The sequence below is a fragment of the Kerstersia similis genome (assembly GCF_965139615.1).
Classification (GTDB): Bacteria; Pseudomonadota; Gammaproteobacteria; order Burkholderiales; family Burkholderiaceae_B; genus Kerstersia; species Kerstersia similis.
In genome coordinates this window covers 39117-58478 of sequence record NZ_CBCSIQ010000001.1, presented here as the reverse complement: position 1 = coordinate 58478, position 19362 = coordinate 39117, and the positions used below count along the sequence as shown (strand labels likewise).

The following is a 19362-nucleotide window of genomic DNA, read 5'->3' as shown; positions in this document are numbered from 1 at the left end:
TGCAGATTACTTCCAGATCGCGGCGCCGTCGGCAGCCTTGATTTCCTGCGTCCAGGTGCTGCGAATCTTGTTGGTCACGGCTTCAGGCAGCGGCACGTAGTCCAGCGCGGCGGCAGAGGCCTGGCCGTTCTTGAACGCCCAGTCGAAGAACTCCAGCACAGCCTTGCCCTGGGCCGGCTTGTCCTGCGTCTTTTGCACCAGGATGAAGGTGGCAGCCGTCACGGGCCAGGAATCATCACCCGGCTGGTTGGTCAGCACCACGCCCATGCCGGGCGCTGCGTCCCAGTCGGCGTAGGCGGCGGCAGCGGCGAAAGCCTTCTGTTCAGGCTGAACGAACTTGCCGGCGGCGTTTTGCAGCTGCGTCCAGGCCAGGTTGTTCTGCTTGGCGTAGGCGTACTCGACGTAGCCGATGGAGTTCTTCAGCTGGCCGACGTAGTTGGCCACGCCTTCGTTACCCTTGCCGCCCTGACCCACCGGCCATTTCACGGCCTTGCCTTCGCCAACCTTGTCCTTCCAGTCAGCGTTGACCTTGGACAGGTAGTTGGTCCAGCCGAACGTCGTGCCCGAACCATCCGAACGGTGCACCACAACGATATCGGTGCTCGGCAGGTTAATGTCGGCATTCAGTGCTGCGATGGCGGGGTCATTCCACTTGGTGATCTTGCCCAGGAAGATATCGCCCAGCACTTGGCCCGACAGTTTCAGCTGGCCCGGCTGCACGCCGTCGATGTTCACCACGGCAACCGTGCCGCCGATCACAGCGGGGAACTGCAGCAAGTTGTTTTCTTGCAGCTTGTCAGCCTTCAGGGGGTCATCGGAAGCACCGAAATCCACCGTCTTGGCAATGATTTGCTGTTGACCGCCACCCGAACCGATGGACTGGTAATTCACCTGGTTGCCCGTCTGGGCCTTGTAATCCGATGCCCACTTGGCATAGATCGGATAGGGGAAGGACGCGCCAGCACCGGTGATGTCGGCGGCATGTGCGGACAGGGTGAACGCACCAAAGGCGACACCGACGGCCAGCTGCTTGAAAACACGTTTGAACATTGCAATCCCTCAGGTCTTGTTAGGAAGTCGCGGGCAGGTATCACACCTGCACGACCGCTATCGTAGAGTCTGCCGATGACAGAAACATGACAGTCATGACTTTCCCAGCAAGGCCATCAGTTTGTCGTGCAGGTTATACGGCTCACCGCGCCCGCGCACCCGCACATAATCGCCATCCGGACGCTGTTGCCAGGCCAGCTGGTTGTCGCGCAATGCCATCAGGAAAGCCTCGCTGATGACGCGGCGCTTGAGTTTGCGCTCCAGAATGGGAAAACCCAGCTCCACCCGCCGGAAAAAATTGCGTTCCATCCAGTCGGCCGACGACAGATAAACGGTTTCCTTGCCTCCGTCGTAAAAATAGAACACTCGCGAGTGTTCCAGGAAACGTCCCACGATGGAACGGACCCGGATGTTCTCCGATAGCCCCGGCACGCCTGAGCGCAGCGCGCAGGCGCCCCGCACGATGAGGTCTATCTTCACGCCGGCCTGACTGGCGGCATACAGCTCCTGGATGATGTCCGGTTCCAGCAAGGCGTTCATCTTGGCCATGATGCGCGCCTTCTGCCCGTCCGCAGCCGCCCGTGCTTCCGCGCGGATCAGCGACACCATACGCTCATGCAGATTGAACGGCGATTGCAGCAGCAACTGGAGATTACGCCGTGCGCCCAGCCCAGTCAGCTGGGCAAACACCTTGTCCATGTCGTCGCACAAGGCCGGGTTGGCGGTCAGCAAGCCGAAATCGGTGTAAAGGCGTGCCGTGCGCGGGTGGTAATTACCTGTACCGAGGTGGCCGTAGCGGCGTATCTGGCCGTTTTCACGGCGCAGCACCAGCGCCATCTTGGCGTGAGTCTTGTGGCCGACGACGCCATATACCACGTGGGCGCCGACCTCTTCCAGCTTGGCGGCCCAGTTGATGTTGGTCTGCTCATCAAAACGCGCCATCAGCTCGACCACCACCGTCACTTCCTTGCCAGCCTTGGCGGCGGCCATGAGCAAGCGCATCAGCTCGGAATCTTCGCCGGTACGGTAGATGGTCTGCTTGACGGCCACGACATCCGGATCCAGCGCTGCCGCAGTGAGGAAATCAATGACCGGCTGAAACGACTGGTAAGGATGATGCAATAGCCTGTCGCCTGCCGCGATAGCGGCGAAGAGTTCCGCCGGCTTGGCGCTGCGCTGCGAAAAGGGCTCGGGCACAGGCGCGCGGTAGGCCGGAAACAACAGGCCAGGCCGGTCGGTGACATCGCACAGACGCATGAGCCGCGACAGGTTCACCGGGCCGCTGACCCGGTAGGTATCCGCCGCCGTCAGCGCGAACTCCTTTTGCAGATAGATTTCCAGATCCTTGGGCGCGCGCGTATCCAGCTCCAGACGGACAGCCGCCCCAAAATTCCGCTGCGACAACTCCCCCTGCAAGGCTTGCCGCAGGTTGGTCACTTCCTCTTCGTCCACGAACAGATCGCTATTGCGGGTCACACGCCACTGGTAGCATCCCTTGACCTCCAGGCCAGGAAACAGCTCGCCGACAAATGCCCGCATCAGGGCGGTCAGCAGGACATAGCCATGCTGCATGCCGGAAATCGCTGCTGGCATGTGGATCAAACGCGGCAAGGCCCGGGGCGCCTGAACAATGGCGATGGAAGCATTGCGGCCGAACGCATCCGTGCCGGAAAGCGACACGATGAAATTGAGGCTCTTGTTATAGACCCTGGGAAACGGGTGGGCAGGATCCAGTCCGATGGGCGTCAGCAGCGGCATGACGTCGCGCAGAAACAGATCAAAGGCCCAGGCGCGCTGCTCTTCCGTCCAGCGATCCACCTGCAGCAAGGCAATCCCTTCCTGCTCCAGGCGCGGCCAGAGCTCTTCGCTCAACAGCTGATACTGGCGCTCGACCAGCTCATGCACCCGGCGCTGCACCAGCCGGAACGCTTCGTCCGGCGTCAGTCCGTCATCCCCCCGCAGATCGGGCGTCAGGCGCTGCTGTTCCTTGAGGCTGGACACGCGGATTTCGAAAAATTCATCCAGATTCGAGTTCACGATGCAGACGTAACGCAAGCGTTCCAGCAGCGGCGTATCTTCCCTATCCGCCATGCTGAGTACCCGCTCATTGAACTTGAGCAGAGACAACTCACGGTTCAGAAGCAACGCATCCGGCTGGATGGAAACAGTGTCAGGCATGGTGTCCCTTAAGAATGGTCAGCAGATCGAGAAAAACCCTGAGTTTTACTTCAATAGCATGACATAAATATGACCGCCCGCCAAAATGCGGCGCGCCGGAGACCCGCCCCCAGACAGGCGCGCCGCCCCGTTTCCACCAGATGGGCGATGCCACGACAGCATGGTCAATTCGTGCTCAATGGAAAAATTCCGCTGCCCTGCAGCATTTTGACGCTTTCATAAATCTATAATCCGGCAACTGCATATAACTGATAACAAGGGGAACCATGGATAACCTCCTGGCCGCCGTTGACCTCGGCTCCAACAGCTTCCGACTGTCGATAGGACGTGTCGCCCAGGAAGCCGGAGCGCGTCAGATCTATCAGGTTGACAGGCTCAAGGAGACCGTCCGGCTTGCTGCCGGCCTGGATGCTTCCCTGGTTCTGTCGGACGAAGCCATCACCCGCGCCACGGAAGTGCTGCGCCTGTTCGGTGACCGGCTGCGCGACTTCCGTCCGGAACGTGTCCGTGTCGTCGCTACCAACACCTTCCGCGTTGCGCGCAACGCGGATCAGCTGCTGAGCCGCTGCGAGGCCGCCCTGGGTTTTCCCATCGAAGTCGTCGCCGGCCACGAAGAAGCGCGCTTGATTTACTCCGGCGTCGCCCACTGCCTGCCCTCGTCGCAAGCCCAGCGCCTGATCGTCGATATCGGCGGCGGCTCCACCGAACTGATCATCGGCAAGGGCTATCAACCGCTGCAGGTGGCTTCCCTGCACATGGGCTGTGTCAGCTTCAGTCAGCGTTTTTTCCCGAACGGCCAGATCACGCGGGAAGGCATACAACAAGCCGATCTCGCTGCGCGCCGTGAAATCGAAACCATCACCCGGCGCTACAAAAAGGTCGGCTGGGCCGAAGCATTCGGCTCCTCCGGCACGGCCAAGGCCTTATACGCGATCCTGACCGAATCCGGACTATCGAGCCAGGGCATCACGCTGGCAGGCATGGAAGCGCTCAAAGCCAAGCTGCTGCGCGCGGGCCAGGTCATTCCCTCTGAACACCCTGGCATCAAACTGGAACGCGCCGACGTTCTGCCGGGCGGACTGGTCATCATGGCAGCCATTTTCAGCGAGCTGAAAATAGAATCCATGCGTACGGGCGACGGCGCTTTGCGTGTCGGCGTCCTGTATGACCTGCTGGGACGCGAGGACGAACATGACACCCGCCAGGAAACCGTCGATCAGTTCATGCGCCGCTACCATGTGGACCACAGCCAGGCCGAGCGCGTCCGCGATGCAACGCTGGCGCTCTTTGAACAATGCCGCCCGGCAGAGGTCGATCATGAACTGGTACTGGCACTGAAATGGGCCGCCAGCCTGCATGAAATCGGGCTTTCCATTGCACACAACGGCTATGCCAAACACACTGCCTATGTCCTGGAAAATGCGGAAATGCCCGGTTTTTCCAACGATGACCAGCAGTTGCTTGCCCAGCTGGCGCTGGCGCATCACGGCAAATTGTCGCGCCTGCCAGGAAAACCGAAAAATGATGTGAAATGGCGCGCCATTCTGTGCCTGCGCCTGGCTGCGCTGCTGTTCCGCCGCCGCCAGTCCATGACCCGTCTGCCCTTGACGCTGGCCGTCAGGAACAGCAGCATCAATGTCAGCATGCCGCACGGCTGGCGCCGCACCAATCCTCTGCTGGAATACGCCCTGGAAGCCGAAGCCTCAGAATGGCGCAAAGCGGGTTTTTCTTTCGAAATCCTTGAGCGTCAGGCGTAAGCCACGCGTTGCCCGCAAGCAGCGGCGCAACACCAAGCGGCGCAGCCGTCGATAAGACCGCTGCGCCGTTGCCATTTCAGGCCTTCCCGCCTGTTTGCTTGCCCAGGGCAGGCAAACCTTCCGCCAGCAAGGCATCCAGGCCGAAATGCTTGCGATACCGCTCATCCATTTCATCGACCGTCAGCAGCATGGGGAAGTCCGCTGTATTGAAATCCGGATCCCAGGCCGGCTCGCCGCACACCCGCGCACCGATCTTGAGATAGCCCTTGATCAACGGCGGCAGCTTGGCCGGCAGGCTGTGGTTCAAACGCTCGACCGGATACCGGTGCCACGGCGCCACTTTAGGCCCCGGGCCGCGAATCTGCGTCTCGGCCTGCCGATATACCTCGGCAGCCGTGACACCGTCGTCACGCAGGGGAACGCTGGCACACCCCAGGACATAGCGGAACCCGCCACGCACCAGGAACTCCGACAAGCCAGCCCACAACAACATAATGACCGAACCGCTGCGGAAATCCGCATGCGTGCAGGAACGGCCGAACTCGACCAGCTCCTGGCGGATTTCTCCGAGGCCGCTCAGGTCGAATTCCGATTCGGAGTAATAGCCGCCGGCGCCGCGTGCGCCTTGCGGCGTCAGGATACGGTAAGTCCCGACCACCCGCCCGGTCCCCAGTTCGCGCACCATCAGGTGTTCGCACCAGGGATCGAAGCGATCGCGATCCAGGCCGTCCTCGCAGCCATGCAGGACGGCGCCCATTTCCTCGGAGAAGACCTGGTAGCGCAGCCGTTGCACTTGCTCGATTTCTTCAGCCGTGCTGGCCAGGCCCGCAACCAATCCGGCCTCCCCACTGGGGGGCCAGGACTCTCCCGCCTCCTGTGGCGTAGAAATTCGGGCTAATTCGAGCATGCATAAACTCCTTGGCAAGGCACCACAGTGTCGCTCAGCGACATTTCAAGTCATTGACACTTTCATGAAGCCTGGATGAAGTTTACGCTGGCCAAGTGCTGCGCGCACGAACGAGCCAGCTCCGCTTCCTCGGCTTCCACCATCAACCGCAGCTTGGGTTCGGTTCCCGACGCGCGGATCAAGATCCGGCCGCGGCCGGCCAGGCGCGCTTCCACTTCAGCCTGCGCGGCCTTCAAACCCGGATGCGTCTGCCAATCCGTCCCAGGGGTCAACGGCACGTTGATCATGACTTGCGGATACATTTTCAGATCGGACACCCAATCTGCCAAGGTGACATTATGGCGGGTCAAGGCGGCCATGACCTGCAGGGCGGCAATAATGCCATCACCGGTACGGTGGCAATCCAGGCACAGCAGATGCCCGGAACTCTCGCCGCCATAGAGCCAACCGCGCTGCAGCAACTGTTCCAGCACATAGCGGTCGCCCACCTTGGCACGCACAAAAGGAATGCCCAGCTTCTGCATTTGCAGCTCAAAGCCGTAGTTGGTCATCAGCGTGCCGACCACGCCTGCCACCGGGCCGTTCTTGAGGCGATCCAGCACAATGGCGTACAAAAGTTCATCGCCATCATAGATGCGGCCATTGCCATCGACCATCTGGATGCGATCGGCATCGCCATCAAGCGCAATGCCCATATCGGCGCCACGCACCAGCACTTCGGTCGCCAGCGCTTCGGTATGCAGCGCCCCCACGCCTTCATTGATATTCAGGCCATCAGGCGCGCAGCCGATGGCATGCACGGTGGCACCCAACTCACGGAACACATGCGGCGCAATGTGGTAGGCCGCGCCATGGGCGGCATCGACCACCACCTTCTTGCCGGCCAGATCCTGGTCGTTCGGGAAGGTGCTTTTGCAGAATTCGATATAGCGGCCAGCTGCGTCTTCCAGACGTTGCGCCCGCCCCATCTTTTCCGACTCCACGCAGCCGATGGGCTGCTCCAGTGCGGCCTCAATGGCAAGTTCCGTTTCGTCGGCCAGCTTCATGCCCTGGTCGGAAAAGAACTTGATGCCGTTATCGTAATAAGGATTGTGCGAAGCGCTGATCACCACACCTGCCGTCAGGCGGAAAGCACGCGTCAGGTAGGCAATCGCCGGCGTGGGCAGCGGCCCGGCCAGCAGCACATCAATACCGGCAGCCGCCAGGCCGGCTTCCAGCGCCGATTCCAGCATATAACCGGAAATTCGCGTGTCCTTGCCGATCAACACGCGGGGACGGCCGGTTCCGGCGTAATTCTGTGCCAGCACCTTGCCTGCCGCATAACCCAGCTTGAGCGCGAACTCGGCATTGATGACCGGACCACCGACCTTGCCACGTACCCCATCGGTACCGAAATACTTGCGTTTCGTCATTTTGAGATAGATCCCTGTTCCGCGGCCAACCACACATTCAGCGCGTCGCGCGTGGCCGCCACGTCGTGCACTCTGATAATCTTCGCGCCCCGCGCCACGCATGCCAGCGCACCGGCAATGCTGCCCGCCATACGCTCCGTCACGGGCCGGCCCGTGGCCGCCCCGATCATGGTTTTGCGCGACAGGCCGACCAGCAAGGGCATGCCTGCCGTCAGCAACTCGGGCAGGCGATGGAGCAATTCATAGTTCTGATCCGCCGTCTTGCCGAACCCGAAACCGGGATCCAGGCAAATACGTTCGCGGGCCACACCGGCAGCTTCCAGCGCCGCCACCCTTTGCGCCAGCATCGCGGCGATATCGTGAACGACATCCTGGTACACCGGCGCCTGCTGCATGGTGCGCGGTTCGCCCTGCATGTGCATCACGCACAGGCCGCAATCACTTTGGGCAACGGCTGCCACGGCCTCCGGGGTACTGAAACCGGCGATGTCATTGATCATATCTGCGCCGGCATCCAACACCCGCCGCATCACTTCCGGCTTGCAGGTATCGACAGACAGCGGCACGCCCGCTCCCTGCAAGGCCCGCACCACAGGCAGCACCCGTTCGAGTTCCTCTGCGGCAGCCACCGGCTGCGCGCCCGGCCGCGTCGATTCTCCGCCGATATCAAGAATATCGGCCCCGGCTTCCAGCAACTGCCAGGCATGGGCGATAGCCTGCTCGGGCGCGTCGTGCAAACCGCCATCCGAAAAAGAGTCCGGCGTGGTATTGACGATTCCCATGACAAGCGGACGCTTGAGCACCAGCTCAAAGCGTCCGCAAAGCAGCGTATCTACCATGTGTTGCAGAGCAATACCGCAGAGATCAGACCGTCGGCGACGAGGGTGCGCTGCTGCCAGCGGCGTCGTCTTCTTCGGGCTTGGCACCGCCAGCCGAAGGCGCGCCAGGAGCGGCGTCATTGCCATTGCTGTCCTTGGGCGCATCCGGCACATGCGGCGGACGCGGCGGACGACCGGCCATGATGTCTTCGATCTGATCGAAGTCGATGGTTTCCCACTCCAGCAGCGCCTTGGTCATGACTTCCACCTTGGCACGATTGTCTTCGAGGATCTTACGCGCCACGGCGTACTGCTCGTCGATGATCTTGCGGATTTCGGCATCGACCTTCTGCATCGTGGCTTCCGACATATTGGTCGTCTTGGTCACGCTGCGGCCCAGGAACACTTCCCCTTCATTGTCCGCATAGACCATCGGGCCCAGGGATTCCGTCATGCCGTAGCGGGTCACGATGTCACGGGCGATGGCGGTAGCACGCTCGAAGTCGTTCGACGCGCCAGTGGTCATCTGGTGCATGAAGATCTCTTCGGCGATCCGGCCACCGAACAGAACAGCGATGGTGTTGAGCAAGCGCTCTTTATCCATGCTGTAACGGTCGCCTTCCGGCAACTGCATGGTGACGCCCAGGGCACGGCCACGCGGAATGATGGTGACCTTGTGCACGGGATCGGTCTTGGGCAGGCAACGCGCCACGACGGCGTGGCCGGACTCGTGGTAAGCGGTGTTGCGGCGCTCTTCCTCAGGCATCACGATGGAGCGGCGTTCCGCGCCCATGATGATCTTGTCCTTGGCCTTTTCGAAATCGACCATGTCCACGGTACGGCCATTGCGGCGGGCGGCGAACAGGGCGGCTTCGTTGACGAGGTTCGCCAGATCGGCGCCCGAGAAACCAGGCGTACCGCGGGCCAGCACGTGGGCATCCACGTTGGGCGCCACCGGAACCTTGCGCATGTGCACCTTGAGGATCTGGTCACGGCCACGCACATCGGGCAGCGGCACCACGACCTGACGGTCGAAACGGCCCGGACGCGTCAGGGCGGGATCCAGCACATCAGGACGGTTGGTGGCGGCGATCACGATCACGCTCTGGCCGGATTCGAAGCCGTCCATTTCCACCAGCATCTGGTTCAGCGTCTGTTCGCGCTCGTCGTTGCCACCGCCCAGGCCGGCGCCACGCTGGCGGCCGACCGCATCAATTTCGTCGATGAAGATGATGCAAGGCGCATGCTTCTTGGCATTTTCAAACATGTCGCGCACGCGGGCCGCGCCCACGCCGACGAACATTTCCACGAAGTCGGAACCGGAGATGCTGAAGAAGGGCACCTTGGCTTCGCCTGCGATGGCCTTGGCCAGCAGCGTTTTACCGGTACCAGGCGAACCGACCATCAGGACGCCACGCGGAATACGGCCACCCAGCTTCTGGAATTTGCTCGGGTCGCGCAGGAAATCAACGATTTCCTGCACATCTTCCTTGGCCTCGTCGCAACCGGCAACGTCGGCGAAGGTCACCGTGTTATTGCTTTCATCGAGCATGCGGGCCCGCGACTTGCCAAAGCTGAAGGCGCCCCCACGCCCGCCGCCTTGCATCTGGCGCATGAAAAACACCCAGACTCCGATCAGCAGAAGCATCGGGAACCAGGAAATGAAGATGCTCATCAGCATGGACGGCTCTTCACGCGGCTTGCCCGACACCTGTACCCCGTACTTCATGAGGTCAGGCACCATCCACAGGTCGCCTGGCGCCGTCAGCGAGTACGGACGACCGGCATCCGGCGTCACGATCAGCGTGTCGCCCTGCACATCGACCGAGCGGATGCGGCCCCCGCGCGCATCCTCCATGAATTGCGTATAGCTCACGCGATCCTGGCTAGGCGCGCGGCTATCGAATTGTTTGAAGACCGTGAAGAGGACGAGTGCAATCACCATCCACACGGCCACTTTCGAAAACGAATTGTTCAAGGTCGATCTCCTGCTCTGATTCCGACCAGATGACGCGGCAAGCCCCCTCGCTGCGCCGTCATGAGTTTGTCAATATGTCCATTCTACCCTGCCTGCGAAATATCGTCCGGAATCGACCATTTCAGATCCCTTCAGCCTGCTTTCACTGGCCAGGCCCCCTGTTCCCGCCGATCAACAGCGAAATTCACTGCATTTCAGGGGCAAAGCATGGTGCGATGCATGGTAGAACGCCGTTTTACGCCTTCAAGCCAATGCCGACGATAAAGGTTTCCGAAGATTTGTCGCGCGATGCCTTGGGCTTGCGCTCCACTACCCGACGAAATACCTGCTTGAAATCGGCAACAATTTGTGAAAATCCGCTGCCGTGAAAAGCTTTCACGATCAACGCACCTTCCGGCTTGAGGTGCGCCTGGGCAAATTCAAGCGCCAGTTCGCATACGTGCTGGATGCGTGCGGAATCCGCAGCACCCACACCCGATAGATTGGGGGCCATGTCGGAAATTACAAGATCTACCGCTGCACCTTCCAGTTCGGCTTCCAGTTGATGCAGCACCGCATCCTCACGAAAGTCGCCCTGAATGAAGGTCACGCCGGCAATCGGCTCCATGGGCAGCAAGTCCAGCGCGACGATACGGCCGTCCACCATCCCTCCGGAACCCACCAGCCGCTCACGCGCCACCTGAGACCAGCTGCCAGGGGCAGCGCCCAGATCCACGACGACATCGCCACGCCGCATCAGCTTTTCCGTATCCAGAATCTCGATCAATTTGAATGCGGCGCGCGCGCGATAGCCCTTCTGTTGCGCCATTTTCACATAAGGGTCGTTAATATGCTGTTGCAACCAGCTTTTCGAAAATTTATTCTTAGCCATTCTCGTACAATCCGGTTCATGCCGAATCTAGAAATCACACCACGCGAGCGCAGCGCCCTGCGCGCCGCCGCCCACTCCCTGCACCCGGTCGTCCTGATCGGTGACCGCGGGCTGACTGACGCCGTTATTCAGGAAATCGACCGCAATCTTAACGCCCATGGGCTGATCAAAGTGCGCGCCGGCGGCGAAGATCGCGAAAGCCGCGAAGAAATCATCGCCACGATCTGCGATCAGCTGTCCTGCGCCCTGGTTCATCACCTGGGCAAGATGCTGATCCTGTATCGCCCCGCCCTCGAAAAAGAAGGCGAGGCTCAAGCGGGCCGCCGTCGCGATTCCGACGTCTATATTCCCAAGAAGCAGGCTGCCGCAGGCCGCAGCGCACCCAAGGCGGCTCCGCGCCGCCCTGCCGAAACCGCACCGGCAAAACCGGCGCGACGGGACCCCTATGATAACGAACGCCCTGCCCGCCCGAGTTTGCACAAGAGCAAAACCGCTGGCCGAGGCGGCAGCCTGGGCGGCAGCGTAAGGCGCGGCAGCTCGATGACCTTGCGCGCCGGCGCCCGTCGCGGACGCTGAAAACGCCACAGCGGCCCTGCCAATAAAAACGGGCCTTGCGGCCCGTCATTCTTGCGCTGGCGGCGAGCAATCATGCCGCCAGCAGTGCTTATCAGGTGCGCTTACCCTCAGGCGTAGCGTACGCTGATAATTTCATACTCCTTCACGCCGGACGGCGCGTGGACTTCCACGACGTCGCCTTCGCTCTTGCCGATCAGGGCGCGAGCCACCGGGCTGGACACAGAAATACGGTTGGCACGGATATCGGCTTCCACATCACCGACGATCTGGTACACCACACGCACTTCGTTTTCCAGGTCTTCGATTTCAACGGTCGCGCCAAACACGACGCGTCCCTCGCCGTCCAGCTCGGACGGGTTGATGATCTGCGCGTTCGACAAAGTGCCTTCCAGCTCGGCAATACGGCCTTCAATGAAACCCTGGCGTTCGCGCGCCGCATCGTATTCGGCATTTTCGGACAGATCGCCCTGAGCCCGTGCATCGGCAATCGCAGCGATCACGGTGGGACGTTCAACGGTTTTCAACTGATGCAATTCGGCTTGCAGACGTTCTACGCCACTCGCAGTCAACGGAATAGCAGGCATGTCTCTTCCTACACAACAAACAGCACCTTGCCCCATCAGGTAAGGCGCATAGACTAGAACCGTACCGGTCTGAGCCTGTACGGGCGTTCATCACCAGGCGACGAAACCCCTCGCCACCTGGAAAAAACCCGATCTGCCAAGCAGATCGGGCCAGCAAAATCGCGGGCCGGCGTTACCGCCAGCCGCGAAAGAAATCGGAGAAAATCACGTTCCACCTGACTGGTGGAAGCCGGGGCATTCTCTGCGCAACCTTCATGGCGCGCCTATGCGCTGGCCACAGGCCAGCAGCAGGCCCCAGGCATTCAGGAGAACCCTGAACGCCGCAAAACAAAACCCCGGAACGTACTGAACCGGGGTGTGCGTTAACGACATTGTCGGCAAACTTGCAGGGAAAAGCAAGTGCCAGGAGTCATTTTAACGTCGTTTCAGGCAAGTGCGCCGCCTGGACGAGCCCCCTTCGCCCAGGCTCATGCCGCAAACCCGCTCACGCCGCGGTAGCGGCGCCACGGCGCCCCAGCAATGCATACAGAATGATGGCGCCGAAGGTTGCGGTGCCTATGCCATTCAACGTGAAATTGCCGATGGACAGGGCAAAATCCCCAGCCCCCATCACCAGCGTAACTGCCGCCACGATCAGATTGCGGTTATCGCTGAAATCCACCTTGTTGACGACCCAGATCCGCGCACCTGCCACCGCGATCAGGCCAAAGACCACCACCGACACCCCGCCCAGCACCGGCCCGGGAATGGTTTGAATCAGCGCACCGAACTTGGGCGAAAACCCCAGCACGCAGGCAAACAACGCAGCAACCACAAAAACCAGCGTGGAATAGATGCGCGTCACCGCCATGACGCCGATGTTTTCGGCGTAGGTCGTGACCCCCGTGCCCCCGACACTGCCGGACAGCATGGTCGCCACGCCATCCCCAACAAAGGCCCGCCCCATGTAGCTGTCCAGATCCTTGCCCGTCATGGCACTGACCGCCTTGATGTGCCCCAGGTTTTCCGCCACCAGAATCACGGCAACCGGCGCAATCAGCCCCATGGCCGTCCACTGGAACTCAGGCGCATGGAAAGTCGGCAGTCCGATCCAGGCCGCCTGCGAAACCAGCGTGAAATCAATTGGCGTGCCCAGCCCGGCGATATTGGTCAGCACGAAATACAGCACGCAGGCCAGGAACAGGCCCACCAGGATCAGCAAGCGCTGAATCATGCCACTGGTCCAGACTGCCACGCCGCCCACGCAAAGCACGGTCGCCAGCGCCATCAAGGCATCGAAAGTCGAGCCCCCCATGGCCCCCTTGGCCGCGATAGGCGCAAGATTCAGGCCGATGACGGCAACCACCGCTCCCGTCACGACGGGTGGCATCAGCTTTTCGATCAACACGCTGGCGCCGCCGCGGGTCTTGCTGTTGTACCACCAGACCAGCAAGCCGATCAGCGTATAGACCAGGCCGCAGGCAATGATCGCCCCCAAGGCCACTGCAATATTGGGATTCGGCCCGCTGCCCGCATAGCCGGTCACCGCAATGACGCCGCCGATAAATGCAAAACTCGAGCCCAGGTAGCTGGGAACACGCCCGCCGACAAACAGGAAGAACAGCAGCGTACCGACGCCAGACATCAGGATCGCGACGTTCGGATCAAAGCCCATGAGCAACGGCGCCAGCACCGTCGAACCGAACATGGCGACCACATGCTGCACCCCCATGGCCGCAGTCTGCGGCCAGGGCATGCGGTCTTCCGGGCCGATAACCGACTGCGAGCGATCGGCCAGGCGCCAGCGTGGAAAATAACGATCAGACATGCTGAAACTCCAGATTTTTTCAGGAAACCCTTGCTGCCACCAGACGCATCACACTTTCCACCAGCGCTGGCAGCAACATACTCAAACCCATACCACCAGACTCACCCGACACGCGCGAGCCATGCGCCGCCACCCGTCTCGGACTGCGACGCCAATGTCGGGCCGCAAAAAAGCGGCGAGAAGAAAATCCTCATCGCCGCCCTTGCAGCACACCGGCACCAAGCCGGTGCAGCAATGGTGCGGGCCAACACCCGCACCCCGCCCTATCAGGCTTGCTGCTTGCGCAGTTCCTCATGCAGGCCTTGCAGGGAATACACCTGCAGACCGCCGCCCTGGTGCAGATACTGCAGACCTTCCACTGCGGCGCGTGCACCGGCAATGGTCGTGAACTGCGTGACCCGCGCTGCCAACGCGTGCGTACGGATGGCACGCGAATCGGCGATCGCATTGCGGCGCTCTTCCACCGTGTTGATCACGAGGTTGATTTCACCGTTCTTCAGCATGTCCACCACGTGCGGACGGCCTTCCGTCACTTTGTTAACCACTTGCACGGGGATGCCGGCAGCTTCCAGCTCGGCAGCCGTACCACGCGTCGCCAGCAGCTTGAAGCCGAGGTCATGCAGGCCACGCGCGACTTCGACGGCACGCGCCTTGTCGCGGTTGCGCACGCTGATGAAAGCCGTACCCGATGCCGGCAGGCGCTCGCCCGCGCCCAGCTGGGCCTTGACGAAGGCTTCGCCGAAGGTGGCACCAACGCCCATGACTTCGCCGGTGGACTTCATTTCCGGGCCGAGCAACGTATCGACGCCGGGGAACTTCACGAAGGGGAACACCGCTTCCTTCACGGAGAAGTAGGACGGCACCACTTCGCGCTCGACGCCCTGGGTGGCCAGCGTCTTGCCTGCCATGACGCGTGCGGCGATCTTGGCCAGCTGCAAGCCGGTAACCTTGGACACATACGGCACGGTACGCGAAGCGCGCGGGTTCACTTCCAGCACATAGACGTCGCCATCCTGAATGGCGAACTGCACGTTCATCAGGCCTTTGACGTTGAGCGCCTTGGCCATCAGCGCGGTCTGGCGCTTGATTTCCGCCACGGCCTCTTCGGACAGCGAATACGGCGGCAGGCTGCAAGCGGAGTCGCCCGAGTGCACGCCAGCCTGTTCGATGTGTTCCATCACACCGCCGACGAAAACGGTCTCGCCGTCGGAAATGCAGTCCACATCGACTTCGGTGGCGTTGTTCAGGAAGTGATCCAGCAGCACCGGGGAATCATTGCTGACCTTCACGGCCTCGCGCATGTAGCGCTCGAGGTCCTGTTGCTCATGCACGATTTCCATGGCGCGGCCACCCAGCACGTAGCTCGGGCGCACCACCAGCGGATAGCCGATTTCGCCGGCATGGGCCAGGGCTTCCGCCTCGGTGCGCGCCGTGCGGTTGGAAGGCTGGCGCAGGCCGAGCTTGTTCAGCAGCTTCTGGAAGCGTTCGCGATCTTCGGCAACGTCGATGGATTCCGGGCTGGTACCGATGATGGGCACGCCATTGGCTTCCAGCGCACGCGCCAGCTTCAGCGGCGTCTGGCCGCCATACTGGACGATCATGCCGGCCGGCTGTTCCTTGTTGACGATTTCCAGCACGTCTTCCAGCGTCAGCGGCTCGAAGTACAGGCGATCGGAAGTGTCATAGTCGGTGGAGACGGTTTCCGGGTTGCAGTTGACCATGATGGTTTCATAGCCATCCTCGCGCAGCGCGAGCGCTGCGTGCACGCAGCAGTAGTCGAACTCGATGCCCTGGCCGATACGGTTCGGCCCACCACCCAGCACGATGATTTTCTTGCGATCCGACGGTGCGGCTTCGCACTCTTCCTCGTAGGTGGAGTACATGTACGCCGTGCGCGTGGCGAATTCGCCAGCGCAGGTATCGACGCGCTTGTACACCGGACGGATATCCAGCTGGTGGCGCAGCTTGCGCACTTCGCCTTCGGAGGTATCCAGCAGGAAAGCCAGACGACGATCGGAGAAACCGCGACGCTTCAGTTCGCGCAGGCTGACGGCATCCAGATCGGCCAGCGTGCGCTGTTCCAGCGCCAGCTCGATATCGACGATTTCCTTGATCTGGGCCAGGAACCACGGGTCGATGCTGGTCAGCTGGTGCACTTCTTCCAGGCTGAAACCCTGGGCAAAGGCGTCACCCACATACCAGATACGTTCCGGGCCGGGCTCGCCCAACTCGACCTGCAGCTTTTCGCGGTCAGTCGTTTTCTGGTTCAGGCCGTCCACACCGACTTCCAGGCCACGCAAGGCTTTCTGGAAGGACTCCTGGAAGGTGCGGCCGATGGCCATGACTTCGCCGACCGACTTCATCTGCGTGGTCAGGCGCGAATCCGCCGAGGGGAATTTTTCGAAAGCGAAACGCGGCACCTTGGTGACCACGTAGTCGATGGTCGGCTCGAAGGAGGCCGGCGTCGCGCCGCCGGTGATTTCATTGCGCAGCTCGTCGAGCGTGTAGCCCACGGCCAGGCGCGCCGCCACCTTGGCGATCGGGAAGCCGGTGGCCTTGGAGGCCAGCGCCGAGGAACGCGACACGCGCGGGTTCATCTCGATGACGATCATGCGGCCGTTCTTGGGATTGACCGCGAACTGCACGTTGGAACCGCCGGTATCCACACCGATTTCACGCAGCACCGCGATGGACGCGTTGCGCATGATCTGGTATTCCTTGTCCGTCAGCGTCTGGGCCGGTGCCACCGTGATGGAGTCACCGGTGTGCACGCCCATGGGATCCAGGTTTTCGATGGAGCAGACGATGATGCAGTTGTCCGCCTTGTCGCGGACGACTTCCATCTCGAATTCCTTCCAGCCCAGCAGCGATTCTTCGATCAGCAGCTCTTTGGTCGGAGAAGCTTCCAGACCGCGACGGCAGATGGTTTCGAATTCTTCGGCGTTGTAAGCAATGCCGCCACCGGTACCACCCAGCGTGAAGCTGGGACGGATGACCACGGGGAAACCGGATGTGCCGATATCGGCCGCGATGCGGCGCTGCACATCCCAGGCTTCGTCCATCGAGTGCGCCACGCCGGACTTGGCCGACTCCAGGCCGATGTCGGTCATGGCTTGCTTGAACAGCTGGCGGTCTTCGGCCTTTTCGATGGCCTTGGCATTGGCGCCGATCAATTCGACACCATGGCGATCCAGCACGCCTTCGCGCGCCAGGTCCAGGGCGCAGTTCAGCGCCGTCTGGCCGCCCATGGTGGGCAGCAGCGCATCGGGCTTTTCACGCTCGATGATTTTTTCCAGCGCCTGCCATGTGATGGGCTCGATGTAGGTGACGTCGGCCGTTTCCGGGTCCGTCATGATGGTGGCGGGGTTGCTGTTCACCAGAATGGTGCGATAGCCATCCGCCTTGAGGGCCTTGCAGGCCTGGGCGCCGGAATAATCGAATTCGCAAGCCTGGCCGATGATGATCGGACCCGCGCCGATGATGAGGATGCTTTTAATGTCTGTACGCTTGGGCATGGTAACGCTGTCTTCAGGATTTGGCGGTCATCAGGCTGACGAATTTATTGAACAGCACGACAATGTCGCGCGGCCCGGGGCTGGCTTCCGGGTGGCCCTGGAAACCGAAGGCGGGCCTGTCGGTCAGTTCCACACCCTGCAGCGTGCCGTCGAACAGCGAGATATGCGTGACCCGTGCGTTGGCCGGCAGAGAGTCGGCATCGACGGCGTAACCGTGATTCTGGCTGGTGATATAGACGTTGCCGGTGTCCAGTTCCTTGACCGGGTGGTTGTTGCCGTGGTGGCCGTGGCTCAGCTTGATGGTGCGGGCGCCCAGCGCCAGACCCAGCAGCTGCATGCCCAGGCAGATGCCGAACAGCGGCACGCGGGCGTCGAGCAGCTCGCGCACGGCAGCGATGGACTGCGTGCAGGCGGCAGGATCCCCAGGCCCGTTGGACAGGAACACGCCATCGGGCGACATGGCCAGTACTTCGCTGGCGGGCGTGGTGGCCGGCACCAGGGTGACGCGGCAGCCGGCATCGACCAGCAGACGCAGAATGTTGCGCTTGACGCCGTAATCGTAGGCCACGACATGAGGGCGCTGGTTGTCCAGGACGGGGAAGCCCTCGCCCAGGCGCCAGGTACCTTCATTCCAGTTCTGCACTTCCTTGGTCGAGACTTGCTCGCCCAGATTCTGCCCATCCATGCCAGGGAAGGCACGGGCCAGCGCGATGGCCTGTTCGGCGTCATCGCCAACCAGGATGCAGGCGCCCTGGGCACCGCCTTCGCGCAGGATGCGCGTCAGCTTGCGGGTATCAATGCCGGAGATGGCGACGACATTCTGCTCGCGCAGATAGGCCGGCAGCGACTTTTCCGAGCGGAAATTGGAAACGCGCAGCGAACAGTCGCGCACGATCAGGCCGCCGGCGCAGACTGCGGGCGATTCGCAATCTTCGGCATTGATGCCGGTATTACCAATGTGCGGGTATGTCAGGGTAACGAGCTGCCCGGTGTAGGACGGATCGGTCAGCACTTCCTGGTAACCCGTCATCGCGGTATTGAAAACTGCCTCGCCAACAGCATGGCCCGGCGCGCCGATGGAAACACCCCGGAAAACCGTGCCGTCTGCCAATGCGAGAATTGCAGGCGCAAGCTGGTTTACGCCCTCGGGAAAAATGGACGGCAACAAGGTCAAGATAAGCCCCAGTTCAAAAACGGTAAGTAAACCTTTGGATTATACCTTGCGTCCGGCTTCCGTTCGCAGAGTTTTACAGCCATCTCTTCTTCAGAACAATACGAAAAACACGGAGCTCCCACCGAATTCCCATCGCAGCGCACCATCACCCGCCCGCAACGACCCGCGCTGCCGATGAACACACTGCGATTCTCGGCGCCAGCCCCGCACATACCAGAACATAGCAAGTGCCGGCCGACAACAATGCACCGGAGTTCTTCGTGGTGGGCGCACAGGAAATCGAGAGCCAGCAGAGAGGCGATTTCACCGTTCGCTATGCCGCCGACGATTGGCAGTGCGTACACTGGCTGGGACTGATGCCTGCGCATGCACAGGCGCTGCGTTACCTGAGCCGCGTCGCGTATGCCGATACGTCCATACCGGACAACGACCGCTCATTGCTGGTGGTCTGGATCGGCATCGACACCCGGCATGGCCACACTGAATACATACCAGGCGTGCTGCAAATGAGCTTCCCCGAAGATGGCTCGCTCCCGCCTGCATTTCTGGCACAACTGCAGCAATGGAATGACGACCGCATCGAACAGGTCATCGCCGAGTATGTCGGGCTTGCACACGACACCACCGCCCCTGGCACCCCGGCCTTCCCCACGCACGGCGGCCAGGCTGCGTCTGACACAGCCAAGCCGTAAACCTACCGCCGAACAGGAGCGAATAAGGCCAACCTTCCAGACC

General features: G+C 61.4%; 14 protein-coding genes. 3 read left to right on the top strand and 11 right to left on the bottom strand.

All coding sequences use genetic code 11. The annotated features are described in order from the left end of the window. Window positions 1–6: 6 nt before the first annotated feature. Together pstS and ppk1 are read right to left on the bottom strand one after the other, a co-directional pair. Window positions 7–1050: a phosphate ABC transporter substrate-binding protein PstS gene (pstS, locus tag ACNA1V_RS00240; RefSeq protein ID WP_415831557.1), complete on the bottom strand. Its 1044-nt coding sequence runs from the start codon at window positions 1048–1050 to the stop codon at window positions 7–9. A 93-nt stretch (window positions 1051–1143) separates the two neighbouring features. After that, window positions 1144–3228 carry a polyphosphate kinase 1 gene (gene ppk1 / locus ACNA1V_RS00235; RefSeq protein WP_415831556.1) on the bottom strand — a complete coding sequence of 695 codons (2085 nt, stop codon included), beginning with the start codon at window positions 3226–3228 and terminating at the stop codon, window positions 1144–1146. A gap of 266 nt (window positions 3229–3494) precedes the next feature. On the opposite strand from ppk1, the gene ppx reads away from it, so the two are divergent. Beyond that, window positions 3495–4985 (top strand): exopolyphosphatase, encoded by a 1491-nt coding sequence (gene ppx / locus ACNA1V_RS00230; protein ID WP_415831555.1) that lies wholly within the window; start codon window positions 3495–3497, stop codon window positions 4983–4985. A 76-nt stretch (window positions 4986–5061) separates the two neighbouring features. Here ppx and ACNA1V_RS00225 read toward each other — a convergent pair whose 3' ends face one another. The 5 genes from ACNA1V_RS00225 to ACNA1V_RS00205 all read right to left on the bottom strand — a co-directional run bounded on the left by ACNA1V_RS00225 (window position 5062) and on the right by ACNA1V_RS00205 (window position 10971). Further along, a complete protein-coding gene (locus tag ACNA1V_RS00225; RefSeq protein WP_415831554.1) occupies window positions 5062–5892 on the bottom strand; it encodes a GNAT family N-acetyltransferase in 831 nt (276 codons plus the stop codon). Between the two features lie 62 nt (window positions 5893–5954). Continuing rightward, window positions 5955–7304: a phosphoglucosamine mutase gene (glmM, locus tag ACNA1V_RS00220; RefSeq protein WP_415831553.1), complete on the bottom strand. Its 1350-nt coding sequence runs from the start codon at window positions 7302–7304 to the stop codon at window positions 5955–5957. Then, on the bottom strand, window positions 7301–8143 hold the full coding sequence (gene folP, locus ACNA1V_RS00215) for a dihydropteroate synthase (RefSeq protein ID WP_415831552.1): 843 nt from the start codon (window positions 8141–8143) through the stop codon (window positions 7301–7303). Before folP ends, glmM begins: the two co-directional genes overlap by 4 nt. Before the next feature lie 25 nt (window positions 8144–8168). Next, window positions 8169–10100, bottom strand: a complete 1932-nt coding sequence (gene ftsH, locus ACNA1V_RS00210; protein ID WP_415831551.1) for an ATP-dependent zinc metalloprotease FtsH — start codon at window positions 10098–10100, stop codon at window positions 8169–8171. A 235-nt stretch (window positions 10101–10335) separates the two neighbouring features. Then, complete coding sequence (locus ACNA1V_RS00205) at window positions 10336–10971, bottom strand: RlmE family RNA methyltransferase (RefSeq protein ID WP_415831550.1); 636 nt, start codon at window positions 10969–10971, stop codon at window positions 10336–10338. Window positions 10972–10989: 18 nt separating this feature from the next. Between ACNA1V_RS00205 and ACNA1V_RS00200 the strand changes: the two genes are divergently transcribed. After that, the gene (locus ACNA1V_RS00200; protein WP_415831549.1) at window positions 10990–11547 is read left to right on the top strand and encodes a YhbY family RNA-binding protein; all 558 of its coding nucleotides are present in this window, start codon (window positions 10990–10992) and stop codon (window positions 11545–11547) included. Between the two features lie 107 nt (window positions 11548–11654). Here ACNA1V_RS00200 and greA read toward each other — a convergent pair whose 3' ends face one another. From greA to carA, 4 genes are all read right to left on the bottom strand, one after another. After that, window positions 11655–12131: a transcription elongation factor GreA gene (gene greA, locus ACNA1V_RS00195; RefSeq protein ID WP_415831548.1), complete on the bottom strand. Its 477-nt coding sequence runs from the start codon at window positions 12129–12131 to the stop codon at window positions 11655–11657. Between the two features lie 484 nt (window positions 12132–12615). Beyond that, window positions 12616–13938 (bottom strand): solute carrier family 23 protein, encoded by a 1323-nt coding sequence (locus ACNA1V_RS00190; RefSeq protein WP_415831547.1) that lies wholly within the window; start codon window positions 13936–13938, stop codon window positions 12616–12618. Window positions 13939–14204: 266 nt separating this feature from the next. After that, complete coding sequence (carB, locus tag ACNA1V_RS00185; RefSeq protein WP_415831546.1) at window positions 14205–17453, bottom strand: carbamoyl-phosphate synthase large subunit; 3249 nt, start codon at window positions 17451–17453, stop codon at window positions 14205–14207. A gap of 13 nt (window positions 17454–17466) precedes the next feature. Then, entirely contained in the window at window positions 17467–18621 is a 1155-nt protein-coding gene (gene carA / locus ACNA1V_RS00180; RefSeq protein ID WP_415831760.1) for a glutamine-hydrolyzing carbamoyl-phosphate synthase small subunit, read from the bottom strand. Between the two features lie 233 nt (window positions 18622–18854). Between carA and ACNA1V_RS00175 the strand changes: the two genes are divergently transcribed. After that, window positions 18855–19319, top strand: a complete 465-nt coding sequence (locus ACNA1V_RS00175; protein WP_415831545.1) for a hypothetical protein — start codon at window positions 18855–18857, stop codon at window positions 19317–19319. Window positions 19320–19362 lie beyond the last annotated feature (43 nt).